Here is a 22385-nt window from a genome sequence, read left to right as displayed (position 1 = left end):
TAAACTTTCTTTATTTGCTACAAGAAAGTTTTATTGATAAAGGGGTCTGGCCCCTTATTACCTGAAGATCCTCGTCTTCCGCAACCAGTCGATATCCGACCGGTACAAGTCCCGTATGTCCGATACACCCAGGCTCAGCATGGCGAGTCGCTCGACACCGAGCCCCCAGGCTAACACGGGATAGTCCACGCCAACCGGTTTCGTTACCTCTTCCCTGAATACGCCCGCACCGCCCAGCTCTAACCAGCCGTGCTCCGGCATGTATACTTCCACCTCCACTGACGGCTCGGTATACGGGAAATAACCCGGGCGAAATCGTATCGACGGGAACCCCATTTTCTTGTAGAAGGTCGCGAGTAACCCCAGCAAGTTACTGAACGAGACACCCTTATCCATCACAATCCCTTCCAACTGGTAGAATTCCGGAAGATGCGTCGGATCAAGGGTTTCACGACGATATACGCGGTCGATACTGAATACCTTCACCGGCGGCTCAGGATGCGATGCCAGATACCACAACGTCACCGCAGTGGTATGGGTCCTCAGCAGCAGCTCCTCGCCTGACTCCTTCTTCCACTCGCCGCCCCATCCCGTGGACGGTAACGAGCCCCCATGCTCGTGCATCTCCTTGACATTCCGTATAACCGCCTCACTCACGTCCAGGGGCTTCTGCACACCAAGATAAAAGGTATCCTGCATCTCACGCGCCGGATGGTCCTGCGGTACGAACAGCGCATCGAAATTCCAGAATGCGCTCTGGATAAGATCCCCTTTTATCTCCGCAAAGCCCATCTCCGTGAAAATCCGCCGCATCATATCCAGAATACGCTGGTACGGATGCACCTTCGCCGGGAACTCCTCTCGTGACGGGAGATTCACGTCGTACGTCTTGAATTTGCGACCTCTCCACGAACCGGTTCTTATAAGCTCAGGAGTAAGCTGCGCTATCTCCTCCTCCACGCTGATGCCACGGGAAAGGAGCCCCTGGCCCGCGTCGGTAATCGCGATTTTGCGCTCGCTTTCTGAAGTCAGCAGTAACAGTTTCCGCTTCTTTACCAGCTCGTCCAAAAAACGCCGTATTGCGGTATCACTCTCAAACCCTGGAATTGTCCGTACCTCGTTGAAAAGCGTTTTATCTTCTCTTTCTCCTGCAACTCGCAGAAGGTCCAAGATGTATTCATCTACGGTATGCCCTTGAGCCCCCCAGGACGTGTTCCCCGTCGGCGTTAGAACCTTTTCGCCTTCTTTATCCTCGAATCGCGCCCAACCTTTTCGTAACAGCCAATTTGTCGCGATATTGGCCTCAGTTTCCGTGGTAAACGAGTTCTTAAACTCCGGTAAAGGTAATGGTAACAAGTTAAGCCCTCGACGTTCTGGCAGGCCTATGCCTATAGTCGCGTATCTCTCGCCTTCTTCCGTCAACTGATACCAGACCTTCTTCCGCTCTTCGATCTCGCAAAGTCCCCTCTGCGCGAGCATAAAGGTCGCCTGCATTACCGCATCCTCATGTATGCCCGTTTTCTCCGCTAAGGCTCGTGGCTCCCACACGCGGCCTTTTTCACTAGCCAGCGCCAGCAAAACCCACTTCTCGGTCGTGGTTAAGTCTGCATCAGTCATGGTTCGTTTCCTTTTATCTCCCGGCTATGCCACTTAAGATCCCTGCTAATTTAAAGGTGTATGAAATTACTTATTTATCCGCTTCCGATTCGCTCCTTGTAAATCGCAAGAGCTTTCCTGAGCTCCTCCTCCTTTAAGAGTCCGTGTGGCGTTGGTACTTCGAAGATCCGTTTCGGTATCCGAATGGTATCGAGGTTAAATCCTTCTCTGAACTTGAAGTTCATCTTAGCTCGATGTATCTCTCTGCCGAGCTCTTCTAATTTCTCTGAAGTCCACCCTTTTACGCCGATCGCATCTAGCGCCTTTGGTATTACCGCTGGCGTGTACACTTTCCGTGCAAAGAAGCAGACGACGAGGCTTGAGAGTATCTGCCGCCACTCCTCTTCCTTCAGTAACTTCTCCACGACCTCTTCGAGCGTAAACTCCTTCCCGAGCAACTTCTGATCGAGGTCGTAGCCCGCAGAATCAAGATGACTGTGTCGTGCACCGGCAAGATTATTGAGGTAGCACGCAATCCCCGTGTGGTATTCAGGCATCTCGTTGCCGCCAAAGGCGAGTGCGTAATCCTGCCCGCCGTACACGCTCGATGCGTGCTCAACGCCCCGCGCCAGATCTCGATAAAATTCAGTGGGCATCCTCACGATCTTACGTATCGCCTCGGAATAAACCTGAACGTCGCCCCACCTAAGCTCAAGGCCGTCGGTATGCTCCTTTGTTATGAGCCCTTTTTCGTACGCCTCCGTCGCCCATGCCAAGATAACGCCCGTGCTTATCGCATCCATCCCCCTCCGATCAACGACATCAATCAACCGCAGATAATCCTCCACTTTCGTCATCCCAAGCATAAATCCAAGCGAATAAATCGTCTCGTTGTCGTACGGGATGATCGAGGTCTTGAAATAATACCCGGGCTCGTACATTTCCCTGAGCGATGCTAAATGGATACACCCTACCGGGCAGTGTGCACAGGAAACGCGCCTTGAAAGCACCTTCTCTGCGAAATTCTCGCCAGCCAACTCCCGTGCTATCTCTTCCGGCGCCTGTCCCGATTCTAAATTCTTGTAGGCCATACCACCGATTTTATTCAAATCGTAAATCTTCCCCGCGGTGCCTAAATCATGATACTTCTCCATCGCGTCCGTTTTGACCACGACACCCTGAAGCTCGTCGTAAACCTTCTTGTAGTCCTTCCTTTTCGCTTTTGGTAGCTCTAGGCTCTTATCTGCTGATATGACCAGAGCTTTCAGGTTCTTCGAGCCCATCACGGCGCCCAAGCCGAGCCGTCCGAAATGCCGATAGGTCTCACAGACCGCACAGGCGTACCGCACCTGTTTTTCCCCTGCGCTTCCGATTCTGATGATCGACCGAACCCCCGAGCCCGGCTCGACCTCTCTTAGAATTCGGCCGACAGTCTGTGCCTCCACGCCCCAGATAGACGAGGCATCTCTAAAGTGGATATCATCGCCGTGAATCGCCAGATAGACCGGAATATCACTGGCGCCTTTAATAACAATCGCCCCGTATCCTGCGAATTTAATTGCCATCGCACTCCTGCCACCGCAATGACTCTCGCCAAGGTTACCCGTTAATGGCGACTTAAACATCGCGACCGTTTTTGATGCAGAAGGGTATAACGCCGAGAGCGGACCAACGGCAAAGATTATGGAATTATCAGCACTCAACGGATCGATACCTCGTGGGCATTCTTCTTCCAACAGCTTTATCGCAACACCCGTACCGCCTAAATACTCGTCAAATAAATCCCCTCTCCGCTCTACTGAGGTGGCCCTCTTCGTCAGATTTATGTACAAAACCCTATTCATATCTTTTGATTGCATCGTTCCCCTCTAATCTAAGCTCCTGCTTCAGCCTCAACGAGACTTATGACGTCATGCACACAATAATTAGTGCAGTTTCCGCAATATTTACAGACAATGGGCTTGTTCTTCTCGTCATCCCAGAAGATAGCGCCCATGATACAGGCTTCTGCACAATTACCACAGCCAATGCATTTATCCTCATCCAATATCACACCACCGCCTTCTCTCTCCCGTAACGCATCAGTAGGACAGACTTTTGCGCAGGGTGGATTCTCACATGCCCGGCAGACAACAATCACGAAGCCGTGCTCCATGCCGCCAGCGGACCGCACAAAAATCGCCGATTTGTCAAACCCGCCTCTACCCACCCGTCGTGAACAGGCGAACATACATTCCATGCACCCGATGCATTTATTCGCATCAAGCGCCGCTACTTTCTTAGCCATAATCCTAGCTTTATGTTATAAATGCTCTAACAAAAAGGTTTCCAGCATTCCAGCCTACCGGAAGAGGTCATCCTCTCTACTGAACAGGAGTTCCTTTATATCCCGTTCGCACCGCTCCAGCAGCAATCCGCGGACAATCACGATTGGTATGCCCTCTTTGAATTCACCCATTACGAGATTCGCTGCGGCACAGATCTCGTCGACAATCGCTTCCTTTGTTATCCGTGCGATTTTGCCAAAACGATCCTCTTCCCCCCGTCGGTCCACGAGCGCGGGAATGCCCGAGACTCCTATGCAGATCCCCGTCACGCCGTCACGGAACGCACGACCGAACGAATCGGCAATTAGGACAGCAATCGCTCTTCCGCTTCGCGCTTCTATTTCCGTCTTAAGCTGCTGCGCGCTTCTCTGCGGATCTTTCGGCAGTAGCACCGCCTTCCCTTCTTCAACGTTCGATTCGTCCACACCTGCGTTCGCACAGACAAAGCCGTGCTTGGACTCAACGATAACGTGATTCCGCATCATTCGCTCGATTCCTTTCGATTCTTCGAGTACGAGTTGAACGATCCGCGGATCTTTCTCCGTTTCACGCGCTATTCGTTCCGCTTCTTCGCTTACCTGCACGCTGGAGAGGTCAACGACCCGCCCTTCGCTCTTCGAGACCACTTTAGACGTAAAGACGATCACGTCGCCGTCTTCTAGATTCTCTTTTTGCTCGTTCACGGCATCAAGGAATAACCGCGTTAAGTCATCGCCTTTCTTGATCTCCGGAAGACCCGAGATGCCGATTAGTTCCAGGCGGTTCGATGGCGCGAATTTTCTACTTCTCATCTTTTCGTTCCTTCTCGTTCGGTCTTAGTTAGCGTACTTAGTTAGCAACGTAAGAACGTTACATTTAACATAACCCAGGCTTTAAAAAGTAGTGGGATACTACGGATACGCAATGAAAAAAGAGTTGATGGATATACTCGCCTGTCCCGTGTGCAAGGGCGATTTGGAGTTGAGTATCGTAGCGGAGGACGATAAGGGGGAGGTAGTGGAAGGCAATCTATTTTGCGGGAAATGCGACCAGCGTTATCCCATCGAGGAGGGCATTCCCAATCTCTTGCCGCCAGAGCTGAGGGAAAGCTCTGATTGACTATATACACACTCCCCTTAAGTAGCGCCATCGGGCGATGAGCGAGAGGAGATGGAACGAATACAGCAGAAGATATACCTGAGCAGGAAGAGTTTGAATTCGCTAGAATTTGAGCATGAAGTACTGCGGATTCCGCTGAAGGCCGGCGAGGAGACGAGTTTTGAGCTGTTGGTTATCAATCGCGGCGAGCCGACACACGTGCATTTCTCGCTGAGCAAAGGGATACGGGACAAGTTGATGCTGATGCAGGATAAGGCGTATATAATAGACGAGGAGAAAGTGGCGGCAATTGTACGACTGCCCAAGAGCTATGCGGGCGCGGTGGATAAATTCGGTATCGGTGAGATATCCGTGAGCACGGGCTACGGCGCGACCAAGCGGAGCTTTTCCGTTGAGATCGTCGAGTCACGAGAGTCTGAAACGATTGGGGAGGAAGCGGGTACAGAGCGGGAAGTCGTGGTAGATACTGCGGTGAAAGAGAAGAAAGAACGAGCTTTATCGACCGATGAGCGGGAGCTATTATCGCGCCTGGCCGTATCCGCGTGCGCAGCGATCCTATTTTTCGTCTCTCTCGAAATTATGCACATCTTTAGCGAATCCCACGCTTATATGTCTATGTTCGTCAGTGCAGTAATCGCCTCGTTAATCTTCATATTTGTCGTTATTTACAATTATTGACCGGCCCTTCTCGCGGAGAGAAAAAGTTTATCAACAACCGTTCTTAAAACGAAAGGTTAATCAAAGAACCGAATACTTTTTATTTGTGAGTGGCCTCAAAGAAGAACTGTGAATAAGGGTTAAGGATGAAATACATAGTGGTGACAGGGGGCGTGATGAGTGGGCTTGGCAAGGGCATCACAATGGCCTCCATCGGCAGGTTATTGAAGAACAGGGGCTATAACGTCGTGCCGATAAAGATCGATCCGTACATCAATATCGATGCGGGAACGATGAATCCGTATCAGCACGGTGAGGTGTACGTCTTAGGCGATGGCTCGGAGGTTGATCTCGATTTGGGCCATTACGAACGGTTCATGGATGTGGAGCTTGGCAGGGAGCATAATATAACCACAGGTGTCGTGTATTCCGCGGTGATCGAGCGCGAGCGAAAGGGCGAATATCTGGGGCAGACGGTGCAGATCATCCCGCATATAACGAACGAGATAAAAGCGCGAATACGGGACGTCGCGGCGAATAGCGATGCGGATCTCTGCCTGGTGGAGATCGGCGGCACGGTCGGCGACATCGAGAGCATGCCGTTTTTGGAAGCGGTCAGGCAGATGCAGGGCGAGGAGGATGATAATGATTTTCTCTTTGTGCACGTGACGTTAGTGCCGTTTACGCTCCTGAACGAGCCGAAGACGAAGCCGACACAGCATTCGGTGAAGATGCTTCGCGAATTGGGGCTGCAGCCGGACATCATCGTCTGCCGCTGTAAAAAGCCGCTGAAGGAGGACGTGAAGGCGAAGATAGCGATGTTCTGCAACGTGAAGCAGAGGGCGGTGATTAGCGCTGCGGATGCGGGCGATATCTACGAGGTGCCACTCTTGCTGGAGCAGGAAGGGATTGTGGAGTACCTAATGGATAAACTCCACTTAGCGCCGCTCACGGACGACCACGCGTGGGCGCGAATGGTGGAGCGGATGAGAAAATCAGCCAAGGGTAAGCATATACGACTAGCAATTGTCGGTAAATACGCGGAGTTGGAGGATTCATATTTGAGCATAAAAGAGGCGATTAAGCACGCCGCTACGGAATTAGGCTGCAACGTGGAGACAAAATGGATAGAAGCGGAAGATTTAGAAGGTGTTGGCAGTTTAGATCCTTTCTTCAAGGATGTTCAGGGCATACTCGTTCCCGGCGGGTTTGGCTCGCGCGGCGTGGAAGGGAAGATCACTGCGATTGCGTACGCGCGCGAGCATAGTATTCCGTTTTTAGGCCTGTGTTTCGGATTCCAGTTGGCGGTGATAGAGGCTGCACGGCACATCGCAGGCTTGAAGGATGCACATAGTTGTGAGTTTTGCGAGACGCCGCATCCCGTGATCGATCTGCTGGAAGAGCAGCAGAAAGTGGACGAAATGGGCGGGACGATGCGGTTGGGCGATTACGAAGTCTTCATAAGGAAGGACACGCTGGCGAAGCGTGTCTATGGTAAGAACAAGATAGTGGAACGGCACCGGCACCGGTACGAGGTGAACCCGGTGTATATAGAGCAGATAGAGCGAGATGGGCTGATTTTCTCAGGCAGCGACCGGAGCGGGACGAGAATGGAGATTGTTGAGCTAGAGGGGCATCCGTTCTTCTTCGCCACGCAGTTCCATCCGGAATTCAGGTCGAGGCCGAACAGGACGTCCCCACCGTTTAAAGCGTTCTTGTGGTCGTGCTTGCAGCAATAGGAACATGAGGTCAAAATAATGGTCAAATTCGGTTTCAATCCGGCAATTAATACTAAGAGATACATAGTTGATGAACTACGCAATGCAATAAATCGAGCAAGGAATTTGAGAATTGAAGTTATGGAACTATCCATCACAGAACCAATGTTCGAACAGGAGATGGATAATCTCATAAACAATGATGTGATTGAATATATTCACGGTGCACAGAGAGAAGGGATATTACTCCACATTCATGCTTTTTATGGATATCAAAATGTAGACAAAGTTTTAATAAATCATCTAAAAGAGGAAAATAGGGCCGTTACGTTGATTCTTTATTGAAATTGTATGACACAATAGAGAGCTCACTCAGTCCCACTCTCTATGTCATCCATTCAGGGAAAGGAAGTCAAAATAGAAGAGATCGAACGAAACAATTTGAATCTCTAAATAAAAGCTTAACTGAAATTTTAAATTCAGCGCCGACTAATAAGTTTGCAATTGAAAATGGTCGTAAAAATACACTTCTTCACACTACGGGGGACTTAAGGGCTTTATTTATAGATCGGGATCTTGATTCGAGAATTGGATTGGTTTTTGATGTGATGCTTGGATATAGAGCATGTACAATAAATGGATTCGTAAATGATGATCTATTCGCGGATATGGTATCCTTTGTTGCATCTATTAAAACTAGGCTAAAAGAAATTCATTGGAGTGATACGGGTACAAAAGAATACAGGAGCATAGATGGATGGGGGAAAAAGTTGACCAATGCCACTCATCTCCCATTGCGTGATCACAATATGAACGGAGTAAACACCAAGTTAGTTGTGCAATATCTTGATAAAAGACTGGATATAGTTCATTTACTCGAAACCAATCGTAAGAAGGAGAAAGAGGGTATTGAAATACTAAAAAGATGGTATACAAAGTGATTTTACACGATCCAGTACAAAAGAATCCTGAAGATATAGTCAATATTTTCAAAAATATTTGATTTTTTTCTTTAAAATCCTCTTTGCACTCTAAATTGATTTCAATCGTTGTTAATGCCGAATCTTTTTGTGTTTAGAGTGTATAAATTTAATTAGAAGCACTAAAAAATTCTCACCAAGGTCTACGAACAGGTCAGAGGCACGACAAGCAAACGGAAGAAAACCGCTACGCTCACTGATAAGTCACGTCACGTGTAACCGCGCGATTGTGCAAGGGTTACTGAACCGGAACGCGCCGGAAGAGGCGAAGTTTATTGTGAAGCCGTGTTATTAATAAACTCCAAACTCGCTATCCCAGCCTCTAATGAGTACAGCTCCAGCACCACGAGCCCCTTATAGCCGTTGGTATTAATCCCGTTTAACACTTTCTTCCAATCAAGATTGCCTTCGCCCAACGGCAAATGAAGGTCCTGCTCGCCTAAGTTATCGCTCGCATGCACGTGTATTATCTTCACATCCTCTGCCTGAGCCGTAATAGCCAGGAACTCGTCCAATTTCCGCGTCGTATTCGCATGCCCGACGTCGAGGCATACACCAAGATTGTCCATATTCGCACCGCGCACGAGTTGAACGAGTTCGTCGGGATACCTGCCCAGCAGCATATTCGCAGATGTCAGGTTCTCTACCGCTATGCGTAATCCCCGGTCCGCGGCGAACTCACAGAGTGCCTTTAAACTCGCGATAGCCTTCCGAACCGCCGTCTCCGGCAGCTGCACTGACAACGGTGAGAAAAAGCCCGGATGCACGACGCATATATCGTCTATGAACTCGTAGGTATTCTCGATGCTCTCCTTCACTTGTCGCAGGCTTTCCTCCCACATTCGCTCGTTTACACTTGCGATATTAATATCCGAGAGTGGCGTGTGCAAGGAAAAGACAAGATCCGTCGTTTCATGCAGTTCTCGCACCCGCTCTTTCAATTCACCTTCCACCTTCTGCAGACCTTCGTCTACTATCTCCCAGCCTTGAAAGCCCGCTTCTTCCAGGCGATATATCCATTCCGGAGGACTGCTCCGTGCATCTATCGAGGAAAAGCTTATCTTCGCGTTCATAACGACTGTCACCTTCGCTTTTTATGTGACCTGCACCAAGAAAAAAGAATCGGTTCGTTCTTTGGTAAAGCTTCCTATTTAAAGGAAGGGTTGTTAGTAATCGTCCAACGCGAGAATGAGTTGAACTAACTCGTTGATCCGCTTCTCTTGCAGCTCCGCATCTCCGCCGGAATCCACATGCGTGATGATGTTACCGACTTCGTCAGCCGAAAAGTTGTTCAGCGCTATCTTCGGCAGGTCGCTGCTCTTAAAGCCCTCAACGAGCACGAAATCCACGCCCGATTCCGCCATTTCCGCGATCAGATCTGTTAAAGCCTTGCGTCCGTACAGTTTCATCGTCCCGTCTTCCGAAGCACCGATAACAACCTCCGCTCCCGCGGTAACGAACCGATCGGTATCTCGTACAATGGGCGTATCCAGATCTAACTCATGTGCGTGCTTTATGCAGCCAACGTTACCGTATTCCTTCAAATACGGGATCAACTGTGCGATAAGCGCCGTTTTCCCTGACTTCTTCTTCCCTACTATAGCCACCACTTTCATCCAGTATCCATCCCTCTCTCTCGCCCTTCCTTCGCGCCACACTATACCGGGGCAACACGCATAGCCGCGAGATTCCTCGCTTATCTGCCTATCTACCCATCCTCTTGAGATTAACGCGGGAAGATTTAAAAAGAGCTATCTATATTAAAAACAACAGATTATAGAAGAAGACAATGGCAGTAGAAGCGCTTAAGATAATAAGAGTGGGTGAAGAGGAAGGTAGGAAGCTACTCGAAGAGGCTAAAGCGAACGCCGCAAGAATCCTGAGCGATGTAGAGGCTGAGGTAAAGAGATTACAGGAGAAGACACGTGAAGATGAGCAGCGTTTGGCCGCAGAAATCTCTGCCAAGTATGTCCAAGAGGGCAAGAGGGAAGAGGAAGCGATCATGAAGACTGCAGAGGAAGACGCAAATACGGTGAAAGCTGCCGCGAAATCGAATCTTGACAGTACCGTAAACGTCGTGCTGGAACGAATTTTAGGCGTGAGGTGATACAGACGATGGGCGCGAAAGAGATGGTGGAGGAGATAAAGGAAGCAGCAAACGAAGAAGGCGCGCGAATAATTGAAGAGGCGAAGGCGAACGCGGGTCAGAAGCTGGAAGCAGCGAAAGCGGAGCTCGAAGCGCAGAAGCAGCAATTTGTTGCGGCCGAGGAGCGAAAAGGTGCTGAGAAGAAGGAACGAATAGTCCGAGCAGCACGGCAAGATGCGAGGAAGCTTCGATGGACGGTCGAAGAGGAGATGATAGAGAAAACGTTAGCGGCAGCATTGGAGCGAATAGAGGGCGTTAAAAGCGGCGGTTTCAAAGAACTCTCGTATCCTGAGATCCTGGCAGGCTTGATAAAGGAGAGCGCACTGAGCATCGCCGCAGGGAGCAGTTCAGGCGCGGATGTGGAAGTTCTACTCAGCGAGGAGGACGCGACTGCATCCTATGTAGATCAAGCAATGCTGACAAAATTAGCCGATAGGATAAGCAGCGAAAAAGGTGCGACTGTGCAGTTATCGCTCGCGGATGAACGGATAAAGTCCGCAGGTGGCGTCATAGTACGGCGAAAAGACGGGACTATTGAGGTTAATAACACGTTCGAGCAGCGCATGGCACGACTTTCCACTACTCTGCGAGAGGAGATAGTGAAGACGCTATTCACGGGAAAATGATCGCAGTTGCAGTGATCGGAGACCCTGATACGGCGGCGGGGTTCAGGTTTGCAGGCGTAAACGAGGTGTATGAGTATGGCCCCGAGGAAGAAGAAGATATTGCCCGGGTGTTGGACAGGGTGGCAAAGGAGGATGTCGCTATCATACTTATAAACGAGCGATTCGCCGCTGAGCCACGAACGAGAGAGAAGATGCGCGAGATAAACGCAAAGAAAAAGAGCGTCGTACCCATTATCCTCGAAATACCAGACAAAAAAGGCCCGATGGAAAAGGAACTGGATGAAATAGGCCGGTTGATCCAGCGTGCCGTGGGCATTGCTGTTCAGTAAGTTCTTCCATTATACGCTGACCTCGCTCACACCTTAACCCGGTATTTTGCACATTCTTGCGTTGCATTTGCATTCCCGCTTGCAACGTGTAATTATGCATACTGAGCGCATTTACGCTTTTTACGCGATGTTTGTGTGCGAAGAAGATCGACCAGAAGACCACGCGTCAAACGTCAGAACAATTTGATGGAACGCTTTCGGTAGCAGGGACGGGGTTGATGCAATGGTCAGTCAGACCCTATAACGGGAGTTTATACGGCAGCCCTTTCCGTGCACCGTATTCACGGATGCAGAACGAAGCGACCTTATTACCTATTTTACCGCTTTCCTCTATGCCCTTCTCGTGAAGCAGCCCGTACAAGAATCCCGCGGCGAAAGAATCGCCTGCTCCTGTGGTGTCCACGACCTCCGTGGGATAGGCTTCGATGAGATACGCGACACCTGTGCTATCAGTGACATAGCAGCCGCGTGCGCCCAACGTTACGCAGACGATCTGAGCACCCGTATCTAAAAGAACGGCCGCGCCGTCTTCATAATCAGCTCGGCCCTTCATCAATGAGGTCATCTCATCAATGCTGAGAAAGACCACTGCACTGCGCTCTAGCATGCCGATCAAATCCGCAAGCTCGAAGTTGAAGCAGAGCATGCCAGGGCTAAAGCTCAGCTTTGACTTCACGTGCTTCACCAATTCACACTGCATCTCCAACTGTTCCGCGCTAACGAACGAGCTGGTATGCAGAAACCGCGCACTGTTTACAAAGTCCGTATCGACGTCCTCCACGCAGAGCTGATCATTTACGCCTGGATAGATGTACAACGCCCTTTCGCCCCGCGCATCAACGAAACCTATTGCAGCGCCAGTGTATCCGCTCTCCTTTTTTATTCGCGTCTCCACCCCTTCGCTCCTGAAATCGTCCAGAATCAGATCGCCCGCTTCGTCGGTGCCCACCATTCCCACGAACCCAACCGCAGCGCCTAATCGTGCTAACGCCACGATCGTATTTGCTGCAGAGCCTCCGGGTGCCTTTTTCACCTCCACTATCCCCACTTCTTCTCCGCCTCGCGCTATTCGCTCCACAGCGTACAACACATCGTAATTCAAGGCGCCTAAACCGATCACATCCTTTTTAACCATTTTAATCACACTACGGCTATTTACTACAAAAGAGAATCCTTTCTCTCGGCCTTTCTTCTTTTAGCCTTGCTCTTAGTTCTCCTTTTTTCATCCATCTTGCGCCAGAACTCTAAATAGCTTTTTACCAAACTTCGTGATCGAGAACCACTCTATTCCCACACCATGCCGGACAAAATAGTTGTCTCGTTCTTTCGTAAAGCCGAAATCAAGAAGCCCGAACAACGTAAGTGCCTGCATGATCCGCTCTCCGAAAACGCCTATCATGATCTCGGCCACCGTAACAATATTCTCTACAAAGTCGTACTCTGTATGCCCTTTCGCCATTCCGACTTGACTTAACACTTCTTTTAACGGGTATGGCTCTCCAGGCTCGCACCTTGAGAATAAAAGAGCTATCTCTCCTCGTATTGATTGCGCCCATTCCGGCCTCCCACCACTATACGGTGCTAAAAACTTTTCCCAGCTCGTTTCAGTCCACATCGCATCAAACAGCATGACAAATTGCTCGTTTGGTGAAAGTCGTCCGAAAATATCTCTTCTTGGTGTTATCTCTAACGTGTTTCTCGCGCTCACCGCGAACAGACCTAAAGTCCTGCTCAGGTTGTAGAACAGGTGAATGGTTCTCGAATCTGGCTGATTCGCAGTGCTTTTCAGCTCTTCAGGGCTGTTCATCGCTTCGTTCAGCGCGAGAACATGCTTTCTAACGAAGAAGCTATTTGCAGCAGTCAGTTTCATGCCGCTATTCTCAGAAACGTATTTCACGAACGTCTGGAAATCCTCCAAAACCGTGGTTTTGCTTGACTTCAGATCTTTTTCTGAAAACGCCCGGTTAATTACTTCATTCACTTTATGCGGTTGCTCGTAGTCCTCTTCTATATCCTCTTCAGAGCCCATCAGCCAATTCTCGAAGTCTGCATCCCATGCCTCGCTTTCCTGGTCGAGTTCAAAGTAGGTTTCAAATCTGCGGATGTATGTTTGAGGGTCTTCGCATGCAGAGAGTATATCTCCCAGTTGCTCTTTGTCTATTTCCCCCCGTTCGCTGAGGAATTTGAAGAATTTCTTGAAAGCGACAAGTATAGGGCGAACATCGCTCTTAGTGCTGTTCATCACTTTCCGGATATACCAATTCCCGAGATAATCTTCTATATCGCTACCCGAAGCATCTAAAAGGCTTTTTCCATTGTAATCAACGAGATAGCGAAAAGCGAAGAACTCGATTTGTCCAACGTGCCGTGAGGCTGTTTCTTCGCTTAATCCTTTTTCTACCGTTAGATAGTTGTAAAACGACTCAACTAACTTTTCCGTTTCTTCTTCTAATTCCCTCTGGGTCATTTCTTACACCTTCTCATACATTAAACCTGAAGACTTCACGGTTATGGAAGACTATTAAGAACCCTTATTCATTTTGCGTGAGAATAAACCAAAATAGTAGTTCATTAAGCTCAATATCGCATCATCAAAAATCTGCAATTGATGTTTGTATATTTTGAATTCGAGGACAGAAGAGAAAGGAAAAATGTGCCAAGATGTGAAATAAGAGTGAATAAAATGGCTATATTCGTTGTAAAGTTTCTGAAGGTTTATGGAAGAGACTTTGCTCACAAAGCTTATTACAAAATCATTCGAGGGATAGAGAGGGATAAGTTTTAGAGAATTTATTTCTAATTTTTCCGAGAGTTTATCAATAAACTCTTCATCAGACTTAGATAAACGTTTATGCTTCAAATCCTTCATGATATTTTCTAAATCTAGTATTGCGAGATCTCTCAATGTTTTCACCTCGTATTGAGGCACTACTCCCTCCAATTCTGGGGGAATTTGAGCATCTGCGTTGATAAGCATTAAGAACATCGGATAAGAAATCTTCTCGAAGAAAGTCTCTATAATTTTTCCCTTGGTCCAATTATATCCTTTCCCTTTTCCATAAAGATAAATTTCCTCTGACGAACCGTCAATCTCTTTTTTTAATTGCCCTAAATTTCTTATCATATGTCGATTTTGTGAGGCCAAATCATACCACTCTTTTGAAACAAACCTGTAGGGAGATAACAGCTCATCTCCGGTTATTTTACTTCGGTAAAACAATAAATCATCAAAGATAACCCATGATAAATTTTCTAAAATTTTTCTCATTTCTCGATAACAAGAGGGAATCGCGCCGTTTTCGACTAAATAGGGGAAGGTATTCAGTATGGATAACATTTCAGGGAAATAATATAATGTTAGAGGATCAATTGGTATCGTTTTTCTCCTGCGCGCTATTTTAAGTAAATGATCTCTGAATTCTTCTATTTTTTCTGTCAAATCCTTTATTTTTTGGTTAATCAGTGTTATTTCCTCTTTGCATATTTCTTTTACTTTATCTTGTACCTCCGTGAGATTTCCTCTCAGAATAAGTTGTAACGCAGGCGCGCGACACGCCAAAATGTAAGAATATTTCCCCCACAAACCTATCTCCTTTTCAGCAAAATCATCCAAGAAAATATTAAATTTCTCCCAATATATTCTTAACTGTATTCCAAAAGGCTTATAGCCAGATTGTTTTGTAACAACAAAACTCATCCAGCCTCCCACAGATTCCTCAATAATTCGATTATAATTCGATGCTAATTCTCTTGCCTTTTCATATGCCTCTTCAGGATTATTTCCCTCAATACCTTTAACGTCGACTAAGAAATATTGAAAATAAGTAGTACTTGGTATATCCACATAAATCTGTTTGGATTGAAGCTTAAAATACTTAAAGTCACGCTTTGTGGAAATAACATGGCCAAATGAAGGCCATTTTTCAGGAACTCTCAGCAATATTTTTATAATTTTAAGAACCTCTTCATCTATTTTCCATATATCTTTTTCGCACTTTAATCCCGCATTTTTAAGTATCCTTTCTGCACTATTCTGCTCCAATTCACGCAATGTTGAGATAATTTCTTCCCCATAAAATTCATTTTCATCCTTTGATAATTTTGAAATGGATGTAAATAACCTGTTGTAGATATCTCTAATCAGGATGGATTTAGATGGATGGGGCTCTTCAATTAGCTCCCATCTGTCTTCTTGCTTTTTTAGCAATTCAAACCACTGCTCTTCTTTCCACTTGCCCAAATAGGGTATCTCTTCACAAAGATCTCTCTCAGGATAGGAGAGTAGAGAAACAAGTTCGGCGGTGGAAAAAGATGTTGAACCACGATTGTAAAGATACCATAATCCCCAAAACACATAGCTCCTTAAGTTTGTTAGGAATTTCTTTTTTAACAGATAGCAAAATTTTGAGAGATTATCTGTTATCTTAAACTTCTCCCCTTCTTTAATCAGCAGCCCCGCATTCACAAGCTCACTTACAACTTCTTCAATAACCTCTTTTGATCGCAGGGATATCCTAAGGTGAAACGGATTAGGGGGGCTATTTATTTCTTCTGTGATTTTCTCTCTGAGATCTGAAAAAGTGAAGTACTCTTTATCTTCCAAGTTGACAAAAACTCTCCAGTTTATCAAATCCAATATATTCCAATAATGATCCAGAAGAAACTTAGGAGGTATTTGTGCAAGTATCTCCTCTATCTTTTCTGTTTTATTCATCTACGGAATCTCTATTGGCCATACCATAATAAATAGTTCCCATACTCACCAAGCATCCACCGAATCCCTCAGCGGCACGACATAATCCTCCACAAACTTCTTCCATTCTTCCTTGTCGGAATAATCAATTTCGTTCATTGGTAGCACTACCCACGCCCTTTGCCTTGGCTAAAGGAGTTTTTAGTTCCCATACTAGTTTCATGACCTTTCTTAAAAGAATAAGTGTTTATTAAAACAAAGTGCCATGCAGCGCGAATACAGAAAACACGGATTCTTCAGTTTTTCAACCGGGAAAACCAGAGAACTGAAGTGCATAAAACCCGGTGAATCGGAAATAGGCACGATGGGCAGGCTATTAGAAGTATCACGAGAAGAGATCCGGACGACCGAAGGGGATAAAAGAGTCATCCTTCAGGGCATCATTGCAGACGAGACCGCGAAATTACCGCTTGTCTCCGAGGTAGAGGAGCGAGGAGCGCTCGTTAAAGATGCCGTCGTGCACATCGAGAACGCGACCGTTAAGAGGTGGAAAGGCTTGCCGACCTTGTATGTCCGGAAAGACACGTCGGTACACGTCATTGAGGATGACGCTGAGTTCCCCGGTTATGCCGCGTTGACGAAGCCTAAACGGAAAACGATACGGGATACGGTCAAATGTGGCGGTGCATTTGACGTCATTGTAGACGGGAATATCGTATCGATCGCAGAGGAGCGAGATAAACGGACGATGGTGTTAGACGACGGCACCGGTGCCGTATTTCTGCAGATACGCGATAAGGAGAAAGCTGCGCGTATTTCGTTCGGAATGCAGATTAAAGCGCGCGGAAATATGGTGGAGTCGGAAGACGGCTATGTGCTGATTGCGGACGACGTGCGACTGAGCGGTGAAGCGGTTATCTTGAATGAGATGAAGCGCTTTTTGTGTAAGTATACGTAATTTGTCTGGAAGCTTTTTTATTTATTGAATAAAAGCGGAGAGGATAATAGAGGGAGGAGAGAGGAATGAGAGATGTGGCTATAATAGGTATTGGGCATACGAAATTTGGGCGCGCGGCGAAGACCTCACTCGAGTTGTTTTCTGAGGCTGCGTTGCAAGCAGTTGACGATGCCGGCGTGGACTTGAAGGACATTGAAGCGTTATTCCAAGGCGCTGCTCTTTCAGGCTTTGAAGAGGGGCAACTCATGCCCGCAGCGTTCTCGGCTGCGGAACTCAACCTGGGACCGATACCGGCGACGCGATATGAGGGCGCGTGTGCATCGGCGTCCGTGGCGATACGAGATGCTGCACTGTGGGTGGGTGCTGGCGAACACGATATAGTACTCGCAGGCGGCGTGGAAAAAGCCTTGACGATGGGTACGTCATTTGCCACACGAACGTTCGCGATGGCCTGTCATGCGCCAACAGAGGGTCCTGCGGGGCTCACGTTCCCTGGCGTATTCGCAATGGCTGCGCGCGTCTATGCACAGAAGTATGGCATACCACTTGATTCGTTGCGAGAGAAGATGGCACATGTATCGATAAAGAACCATCGACATGGCGCTTTGAACCCATTAGCGCAATTTTACAAGAAGCTGGGCGATTTGAAGGTGGAAGATGTCGTTAATTCGCGTATGGTCGCCGATCCGTTAACGCTTATGGACTGCTGTCCGTTCTCCGATGGTGCTTCGGCTCTGGTGCTCTGTCCGGCGGAGGACGCGCGGAAGTATACCGATGATCCTGTTTACATTTTAGGGACTGGTCAAGGCTCAGGCTGTCCGTTATCGAAGATGGAGGACTTAACAAAGCCCGTTTCGAGGATAACTTCAGCGAGAACAGCGTTTAAACGCGCGGGGCTCAGCCCCAAGGATATTGACCTGGCCGAGGTTCACGATTGCTTTACGATTGCGGAATTCATCGCGCTGGAGAGCATAGGCTTCTTTGACTGGGGCGAAGCAGCGGAGGCAACCGCAGAAGGGCAGACGGATTTAGGTGGGAAACTACCGGTAAACATGTCCGGCGGGTTAATCGGCAAGGGGCATCCGATAGGTGCAACCGGGGCATCGCAGGTTTACTGGATCGTGAAGCAGATGCACGGCGACGCGCCGAAAGGCAATCAAATTGATCCGATTCCTGAGTATGGAATGACCGATACACTCGGCGGCGATTTCGGGACACTATGTCATATTATTCTCGGCAGGACGAAACGGGGTGCATAGAAGAGGGGAAACGTAAAAATGGCTGGAAGGACGCAAGAGGATATAGAAAATGAGTTAGCCACGGAATACTTGGTTTTGACCTACGCGGACTACGAGGCTGGCCTCAGAGAGGGGAAACTGTTAGGGCTGCGCTGTGTGCCATGCAACAAGATAACGTGTCATCCAATGCCCGTGTGCCAGTGGTGCGGCAGCAGGGATCTTGAGCGAACGGAATTGAGTGGCAAAGGTACGTTGGAGACGTTTACGGTCATTCGAGTGCCTTCTGAGGGATACGAGGATGATAATCCGTATATCCCCTGCATAGTGAAGACGAATGAGGGCCCATCCGTCGTTGGGCGGCTCGATTACGATACTGAACGTGCTACACAAGACCTTATCGGTAAGCGGGTGAAGCTGAGCAGCACGTATACCTACAAAGGCGATAAATACTCCGGTGGGCCTCGCTCATGCCCGGTATTTAGCGTTATCGATTAATGAATGAACATATGATATGAGTATGGGTAACCTTGAATAAGCGAACCTACCTAAATAAAGGAAGAAGCAATGACCAAGAAGAAAGTGTGTGTGGTGGGCGTTGGTGTAATGGGCAACGGCTTAGCGCAGATCTGTGCGCAAGCGGGTTACGACACCGCGGTGGTCAGTCGCACTGAAGAATCGCTGGAACGGGGGCTGAAGAACATACAGGGAGGTCTTTCGATCTTCGTGAAGCGAGGACGGTTACAGCAAGAAGAGGCGGATAGCATTCTGGACGCGCTCCGAGGAGGGGCGACAACGAGCCTGGAAGAAGGTGCAAATGGCGCTGATTTCGTTATCGAAGCGGCATATGAAGATTTAGAGCTGAAGAAGCAGATATTCCGGGTCTTGGATAGAATTTGTCCTGCGCATACGATTCTCGCAAGCAACACCTCAACCTTCCCTATTATTGCGTTAGCGACCGTAACTAAACGACCTGATAAGGTAATTGGAACGCATTTCATGAACCCGCCACCGCTCGTGCACGGTGTGGAGATAATACAATCGTTAATGACCTCGGAGGAAACGGTACAGCGAACGGACGAGTTCGTACGATCGCTGGGCAAGGAGCCGATTATGGTCAAGGACTCGCCGGGGTTCGTCGTAAGTCGCATGATCTGCCTGGTGATGAACGAAGCGGTGCGGATGCATGAAGAGGGCGTCGCATCGGTTGAAGATATTGATAAGATCGCGCGCTTGTGCTTTAACTGGCCGATGGGGCCGTTCCGGCTTCTGGACTTAATCGGGATCGATATCGTCGCAGCAGTGCTCAACGCGATGTACGCCGAGACGGGGAGCGAACGATTCAAGCCGGCGCTTCTTATGACGCAGATGGTGCGTGCTGGCTGGACTGGACGGAAAGCAGGGAAGGGGTTCTACGATTATTAGTAACAGTTCTGGACTGAACTAGACTGAACGAAGGTCATACCAACAATGACCGAAGAAAAGAAGTACATACTGTACGCGAAGCAGGAACAGGTTGCGACGCTAACACTGAACAGACCGGAATCGTTGAACGCATTGAATACCGCGCTATTAACCGAGTTAAGTACGGCATTAGAAGAAGCCGACGCGGATGCGGCGGTGCGTGTCGTTGTGATAACCGGTGCAGGAGGGAAGGCGTTCTGCGCCGGTGCGGACGTTGCGGAACTGTTGAAGAAAACGTCAGAAGAAGCACGTGCGTTCTCGCAGTGGTTTCAGGGCATAGTCATAGCAATAGAATCGATGCGGAAGCCCGTGATAGCAAAGATAAATGGGTTCTGCCTGGGTGGCGGGTTGGAACTCGCACTGGCATGTGATTTCAGGATTGCGTCTGATAAGGCCGTTTTCGGTCTGCCGGAAGTGAATCTGGCGATTATTCCCGGTGGCGGCGGCACGCAACGTCTGCCGCGGTTAATCGGTAAGACGAAAGCGCTGGAAATGCTGATGACCGGTGAGCGAATAGATGCAACGGAAGCGGAGCGGTTAACACTGGTAAATGCAATCGTGCCAGCAGAGGAGCTTGACCGTGCGGTTGACATCTTCGTTCAGATGCTGCTCACAAAAAGTCCTGTGATACTGGCTATCCTTAAAGAGGCCGTGAACAAAGGGTTGGAGATGGATCTGGAGCAGGCACTGGAATATGAAGCGGAATGCTTCGAGGACGCGCTGAAAACCGAGGATGCACAGGAAGGGTTGAAGGCGTTTTTAGAGAAAAGGAAGCCGGAATTTAGAGGGAAGTAAAGGGGCACCCAAAAATTCGGCACTTCTCCCATTTTAGGCTAACCGCCCACATGCTTGCAAGATCTTCAGCTTGAAATATTCGAGATCGTGAAAGCCGTAGCACTCCGTTGGATGATTTTTATCTTGGTTTGAACGCTTCGATCCGTCAGGTATAGGTATCCTCAATGGAAGCGCACCGCTTGCTAGAGACGGAGCAATCGGCAGTCCTGCATGTCCAATCCAAATCCCGCGGTACTCGGTGCTCATCTTCGCGGAGATTGCAAAGCGTATAGCCGCGGAAGTTGAAGAGGTTTCTGGATGGGGGAGAGAGCTTCAGTTGAGGCATTGTTCCCCAAAATAACGCAATTCGCTGTAGTTTTATCTCGTCGGGGCATCCTGAAAGTTGGAGAAAAACCAACTGATTTTTTAAGCGGACGTGGACAAGTACTTCTGATGTATCTTGGCTATAGCCACTACAGGGTGGCGGTCGAGCTACGAGTGAAAGGTGTCTTTGAGGTGGTGAGAGGTGTGAAGATGAAAATGGACAGAGTTATTCGCAAGGTTGGGGTGGGCTGCGTGTTCCTTATTCTAGTCGGTAGTCTCGTGATGAGTGCTCTTTCAGCGGGTAGCGCGCAAAAAACGGGTAATTTGGCGAATATTCTAGACGGGTTAAAAGAGAAAAGTGCAGGATCTGGAGGATTGGAGGAGTCCACAGGCGCACAGAAGGATCATGGGCTCGCTGTTTCGTCAAACGGAGCGGTCGACCTCCAGAATCAGACTAAGAAAGTCCATGTCGCACTGAGCAACGCCTCTGGTCTGGGCCGGTTCACGATCGGTGGGTATTACAACGACGCATGGCAAAAGCTCTTATACGGCTATCCGTATTATGGAAGCACCTCGTATCTCACGATTCGTGTTGATACCACGACGACGTCGGTGAATTACACTACGAAATCTACCGCGATGGATCCCTACGTGGTTGAGCCTGTGCATACCATTGGTGAGGATGCGGTTTCAATGACCTGGCGCCTCCCGGAAAACATTACCGTTCAGCAGACCATACGGTTAGTTCAGGATTTCGCGAGGATTGAGATCAACGTTACAAATGAGGGGAACAGTACGAAAGAAATCGGTGTGCGGTATTACTATGATACGCAGGTCGCAGCTCGAGATGATGCGCCCATTTACATTCCCGGTGTGGGTGTGAAGACCACCCAGGAAGAATATCTGAATCCTACTTTTACCTATTGGAAAGGCTACGACCATCCAACCGTGCCGTCGGTGGTCTCCGAGGCGAAGATCTCAGGCGAAGATGCCACGACGCCCACAAAGCTCCAGATCGATCAGTATGGGAGCGAGCAAGCGTGGGAGAATACCGTCTATTCCGGAAGTCCGTTCTCCGATAGCGCCGTGCTCACCTACTGGGCGCCCACTGACGTAGCACCAGCTCAGACCAAACAGGTGGTGACGTATTACGGGATTGGCGCCCCGGTCGTTAAGGGCCCGTTCAACATCTCTGAGATACTTGTCGATCGGATTACCGGCTCCTATTGCCCGGACGAGCAGGCAACTATCAAGGTCGATGTGGTTAGCATCGACCAGACGCATGAGGGGCTGGTGAAGATCGATATCATGGATGGCGGTGAGGTCCTTTACAGCAGTCCTTACAGCTCCACCGGAACAGTGCCGGCAAATGGCGCAGCGACCCTCCAATTTAACTGGACGGTTGGTGTTGCGGCGTGCGGTAAGAGCCTGGACATCAAAGCCTCGCTCGTCAACAGCTC

Annotated in this window: 24 protein-coding genes; 14 read left to right on the top strand and 10 right to left on the bottom strand. The window is 48.7% G+C overall.

The window, feature by feature from the left end; translation table 11 throughout:
• Window positions 1-57: 57 nt before the first annotated feature.
• From JW878_07435 to cofE, 4 genes are all read right to left on the bottom strand, one after another.
• Window positions 58-1617 carry a phenylalanine--tRNA ligase subunit alpha gene (locus tag JW878_07435; GenBank protein MBN1762887.1) on the bottom strand — a complete coding sequence of 520 codons (1560 nt, stop codon included), beginning with the start codon at window positions 1615-1617 and terminating at the stop codon, window positions 58-60.
• Window positions 1618-1691: 74 nt separating this feature from the next.
• Window positions 1692-3455, bottom strand: a complete 1764-nt coding sequence (locus JW878_07430; protein MBN1762886.1) for an aldehyde:ferredoxin oxidoreductase — start codon at window positions 3453-3455, stop codon at window positions 1692-1694.
• A gap of 14 nt (window positions 3456-3469) precedes the next feature.
• Window positions 3470-3835, bottom strand: coding sequence for a 4Fe-4S binding protein (locus JW878_07425; GenBank protein MBN1762885.1), 366 nt, complete (start codon window positions 3833-3835; stop codon window positions 3470-3472).
• Between the two features lie 102 nt (window positions 3836-3937).
• Window positions 3938-4714, bottom strand: a complete 777-nt coding sequence (gene cofE, locus JW878_07420; protein ID MBN1762884.1) for a coenzyme F420-0:L-glutamate ligase — start codon at window positions 4712-4714, stop codon at window positions 3938-3940.
• 112 nt (window positions 4715-4826) lie between these two features.
• On the opposite strand from cofE, the gene JW878_07415 reads away from it, so the two are divergent.
• The 5 genes from JW878_07415 to JW878_07395 all read left to right on the top strand — a co-directional run bounded on the left by JW878_07415 (window position 4827) and on the right by JW878_07395 (window position 8337).
• Window positions 4827-5021, top strand: a complete 195-nt coding sequence (locus JW878_07415) for a methytransferase partner Trm112 (protein ID MBN1762883.1) — start codon at window positions 4827-4829, stop codon at window positions 5019-5021.
• 51 nt (window positions 5022-5072) lie between these two features.
• Window positions 5073-5699, top strand: coding sequence for a hypothetical protein (locus tag JW878_07410; GenBank protein ID MBN1762882.1), 627 nt, complete (start codon window positions 5073-5075; stop codon window positions 5697-5699).
• Window positions 5700-5824: 125 nt separating this feature from the next.
• The gene (pyrG, locus tag JW878_07405) at window positions 5825-7417 is read left to right on the top strand and encodes a CTP synthase (glutamine hydrolyzing) (protein ID MBN1762881.1); all 1593 of its coding nucleotides are present in this window, start codon (window positions 5825-5827) and stop codon (window positions 7415-7417) included.
• A gap of 18 nt (window positions 7418-7435) precedes the next feature.
• Window positions 7436-7741, top strand: a complete 306-nt coding sequence (locus JW878_07400) for a hypothetical protein (GenBank protein MBN1762880.1) — start codon at window positions 7436-7438, stop codon at window positions 7739-7741.
• On the top strand, window positions 7738-8337 hold the full coding sequence (locus JW878_07395) for a hypothetical protein (protein MBN1762879.1): 600 nt from the start codon (window positions 7738-7740) through the stop codon (window positions 8335-8337). The genes JW878_07400 and JW878_07395 overlap by 4 nt, the downstream gene beginning before the upstream one ends.
• A 311-nt stretch (window positions 8338-8648) precedes the next feature.
• On the opposite strand, the gene JW878_07390 is transcribed toward JW878_07395, so the two are convergent.
• Together JW878_07390 and mobB are read right to left on the bottom strand one after the other, a co-directional pair.
• Window positions 8649-9449 (bottom strand): sugar phosphate isomerase/epimerase, encoded by an 801-nt coding sequence (locus JW878_07390; GenBank protein MBN1762878.1) that lies wholly within the window; start codon window positions 9447-9449, stop codon window positions 8649-8651.
• 93 nt (window positions 9450-9542) lie between these two features.
• Window positions 9543-9992, bottom strand: a complete 450-nt coding sequence (mobB, locus tag JW878_07385) for a molybdopterin-guanine dinucleotide biosynthesis protein B (protein MBN1762877.1) — start codon at window positions 9990-9992, stop codon at window positions 9543-9545.
• Window positions 9993-10165: 173 nt separating this feature from the next.
• Between mobB and JW878_07380 the strand changes: the two genes are divergently transcribed.
• From JW878_07380 to JW878_07370, 3 genes are read left to right on the top strand one after another with little or no spacing between them, the layout of a single operon-like run.
• A complete protein-coding gene (locus tag JW878_07380) occupies window positions 10166-10483 on the top strand; it encodes a hypothetical protein (protein MBN1762876.1) in 318 nt (105 codons plus the stop codon).
• 8 nt (window positions 10484-10491) lie between these two features.
• Window positions 10492-11148, top strand: a complete 657-nt coding sequence (locus JW878_07375; protein ID MBN1762875.1) for a hypothetical protein — start codon at window positions 10492-10494, stop codon at window positions 11146-11148.
• Complete coding sequence (locus JW878_07370) at window positions 11145-11477, top strand: V-type ATP synthase subunit F (GenBank protein ID MBN1762874.1); 333 nt, start codon at window positions 11145-11147, stop codon at window positions 11475-11477. The genes JW878_07375 and JW878_07370 overlap by 4 nt, the downstream gene beginning before the upstream one ends.
• Before the next feature lie 238 nt (window positions 11478-11715).
• Here the strand turns inward: JW878_07370 and JW878_07365 are convergent, their stop codons facing one another.
• From JW878_07365 to JW878_07355, 3 genes are all read right to left on the bottom strand, one after another.
• Window positions 11716-12612 (bottom strand): carbohydrate kinase family protein, encoded by an 897-nt coding sequence (locus tag JW878_07365; GenBank protein MBN1762873.1) that lies wholly within the window; start codon window positions 12610-12612, stop codon window positions 11716-11718.
• An 87-nt stretch (window positions 12613-12699) separates the two neighbouring features.
• Window positions 12700-13944: a site-specific integrase gene (locus JW878_07360; GenBank protein ID MBN1762872.1), complete on the bottom strand. Its 1245-nt coding sequence runs from the start codon at window positions 13942-13944 to the stop codon at window positions 12700-12702.
• 54 nt (window positions 13945-13998) lie between these two features.
• Window positions 13999-16191: a hypothetical protein gene (locus JW878_07355; protein MBN1762871.1), complete on the bottom strand. Its 2193-nt coding sequence runs from the start codon at window positions 16189-16191 to the stop codon at window positions 13999-14001.
• Between the two features lie 244 nt (window positions 16192-16435).
• Here JW878_07355 and JW878_07350 point away from each other — a divergent pair, with 244 nt between their 5' ends.
• The 5 genes from JW878_07350 (at window position 16436) to JW878_07330 (ending at window position 20622) form a co-directional block, all read left to right on the top strand.
• Entirely contained in the window at window positions 16436-17128 is a 693-nt protein-coding gene (locus JW878_07350) for a hypothetical protein (GenBank protein ID MBN1762870.1), read from the top strand.
• A gap of 65 nt (window positions 17129-17193) precedes the next feature.
• The gene (locus JW878_07345; protein MBN1762869.1) at window positions 17194-18387 is read left to right on the top strand and encodes a 3-ketoacyl-CoA thiolase; all 1194 of its coding nucleotides are present in this window, start codon (window positions 17194-17196) and stop codon (window positions 18385-18387) included.
• 18 nt (window positions 18388-18405) lie between these two features.
• A complete protein-coding gene (locus JW878_07340; protein MBN1762868.1) occupies window positions 18406-18861 on the top strand; it encodes an OB-fold domain-containing protein in 456 nt (151 codons plus the stop codon).
• 69 nt (window positions 18862-18930) lie between these two features.
• The gene (locus JW878_07335; protein ID MBN1762867.1) at window positions 18931-19788 is read left to right on the top strand and encodes a 3-hydroxyacyl-CoA dehydrogenase family protein; all 858 of its coding nucleotides are present in this window, start codon (window positions 18931-18933) and stop codon (window positions 19786-19788) included.
• Between the two features lie 45 nt (window positions 19789-19833).
• Window positions 19834-20622, top strand: coding sequence for an enoyl-CoA hydratase/isomerase family protein (locus tag JW878_07330; GenBank protein ID MBN1762866.1), 789 nt, complete (start codon window positions 19834-19836; stop codon window positions 20620-20622).
• A gap of 33 nt (window positions 20623-20655) precedes the next feature.
• On the opposite strand, the gene JW878_07325 is transcribed toward JW878_07330, so the two are convergent.
• Window positions 20656-20868, bottom strand: coding sequence for a hypothetical protein (locus tag JW878_07325; GenBank protein MBN1762865.1), 213 nt, complete (start codon window positions 20866-20868; stop codon window positions 20656-20658).
• A 186-nt stretch (window positions 20869-21054) separates the two neighbouring features.
• Here JW878_07325 and JW878_07320 point away from each other — a divergent pair.
• The coding region (locus JW878_07320) for a DUF937 domain-containing protein (GenBank protein ID MBN1762864.1) at window positions 21055-22385 on the top strand (1331 nt) is incomplete at its 3' end.

The organism is Methanomicrobia archaeon, assembly GCA_016930255.1.
Classification (GTDB): Archaea; Halobacteriota; Syntropharchaeia; order Alkanophagales; family Methanospirareceae; genus JACGMN01.
The sequence above is the reverse complement of the archived record's forward strand: the minus strand, read 5'-3'. Positions and strand labels throughout refer to the sequence as shown.

Bases quoted from the DNA above. Each gene is read 5' to 3' on its own strand.
- JW878_07380 (MBN1762876.1), top strand. From the start codon at position 10,166: ATGGCAGTAGAAGCGCTTAAGATAATAAGAGTGGGTGAAGAGGAAGGT.
- JW878_07370 (MBN1762874.1), top strand. From the start codon at position 11,145: ATGATCGCAGTTGCAGTGATCGGAGACCCTGATACGGCGGCGGGGTTC.
- JW878_07355 (MBN1762871.1), bottom strand. From the start codon at position 16,191: ATGAATAAAACAGAAAAGATAGAGGAGATACTTGCACAAATACCTCCT.
- JW878_07410 (MBN1762882.1), top strand. From the start codon at position 5,073: ATGGAACGAATACAGCAGAAGATATACCTGAGCAGGAAGAGTTTGAAT.
- JW878_07435 (MBN1762887.1), bottom strand. From the start codon at position 1,617: ATGACTGATGCAGACTTAACCACGACCGAGAAGTGGGTTTTGCTGGCG.
- JW878_07360 (MBN1762872.1), bottom strand. From the start codon at position 13,944: ATGACCCAGAGGGAATTAGAAGAAGAAACGGAAAAGTTAGTTGAGTCG.
- JW878_07400 (MBN1762880.1), top strand. From the start codon at position 7,436: ATGGTCAAATTCGGTTTCAATCCGGCAATTAATACTAAGAGATACATA.
- JW878_07330 (MBN1762866.1), top strand. From the start codon at position 19,834: ATGACCGAAGAAAAGAAGTACATACTGTACGCGAAGCAGGAACAGGTT.
- pyrG (MBN1762881.1), top strand. From the start codon at position 5,825: ATGAAATACATAGTGGTGACAGGGGGCGTGATGAGTGGGCTTGGCAAG.
- JW878_07365 (MBN1762873.1), bottom strand. From the start codon at position 12,612: ATGGTTAAAAAGGATGTGATCGGTTTAGGCGCCTTGAATTACGATGTG.
- JW878_07335 (MBN1762867.1), top strand. From the start codon at position 18,931: ATGACCAAGAAGAAAGTGTGTGTGGTGGGCGTTGGTGTAATGGGCAAC.
- mobB (MBN1762877.1), bottom strand. From the start codon at position 9,992: ATGAAAGTGGTGGCTATAGTAGGGAAGAAGAAGTCAGGGAAAACGGCG.
- JW878_07350 (MBN1762870.1), top strand. From the start codon at position 16,436: ATGCAGCGCGAATACAGAAAACACGGATTCTTCAGTTTTTCAACCGGG.
- JW878_07340 (MBN1762868.1), top strand. From the start codon at position 18,406: ATGGCTGGAAGGACGCAAGAGGATATAGAAAATGAGTTAGCCACGGAA.
- JW878_07415 (MBN1762883.1), top strand. From the start codon at position 4,827: ATGAAAAAAGAGTTGATGGATATACTCGCCTGTCCCGTGTGCAAGGGC.
- JW878_07375 (MBN1762875.1), top strand. From the start codon at position 10,492: ATGGGCGCGAAAGAGATGGTGGAGGAGATAAAGGAAGCAGCAAACGAA.
- cofE (MBN1762884.1), bottom strand. From the start codon at position 4,714: ATGAGAAGTAGAAAATTCGCGCCATCGAACCGCCTGGAACTAATCGGC.
- JW878_07325 (MBN1762865.1), bottom strand. From the start codon at position 20,868: ATGAGCACCGAGTACCGCGGGATTTGGATTGGACATGCAGGACTGCCG.
- JW878_07425 (MBN1762885.1), bottom strand. From the start codon at position 3,835: ATGGAATGTATGTTCGCCTGTTCACGACGGGTGGGTAGAGGCGGGTTT.
- JW878_07390 (MBN1762878.1), bottom strand. From the start codon at position 9,449: ATGAACGCGAAGATAAGCTTTTCCTCGATAGATGCACGGAGCAGTCCT.
- JW878_07345 (MBN1762869.1), top strand. From the start codon at position 17,194: ATGAGAGATGTGGCTATAATAGGTATTGGGCATACGAAATTTGGGCGC.
- JW878_07430 (MBN1762886.1), bottom strand. From the start codon at position 3,455: ATGCAATCAAAAGATATGAATAGGGTTTTGTACATAAATCTGACGAAG.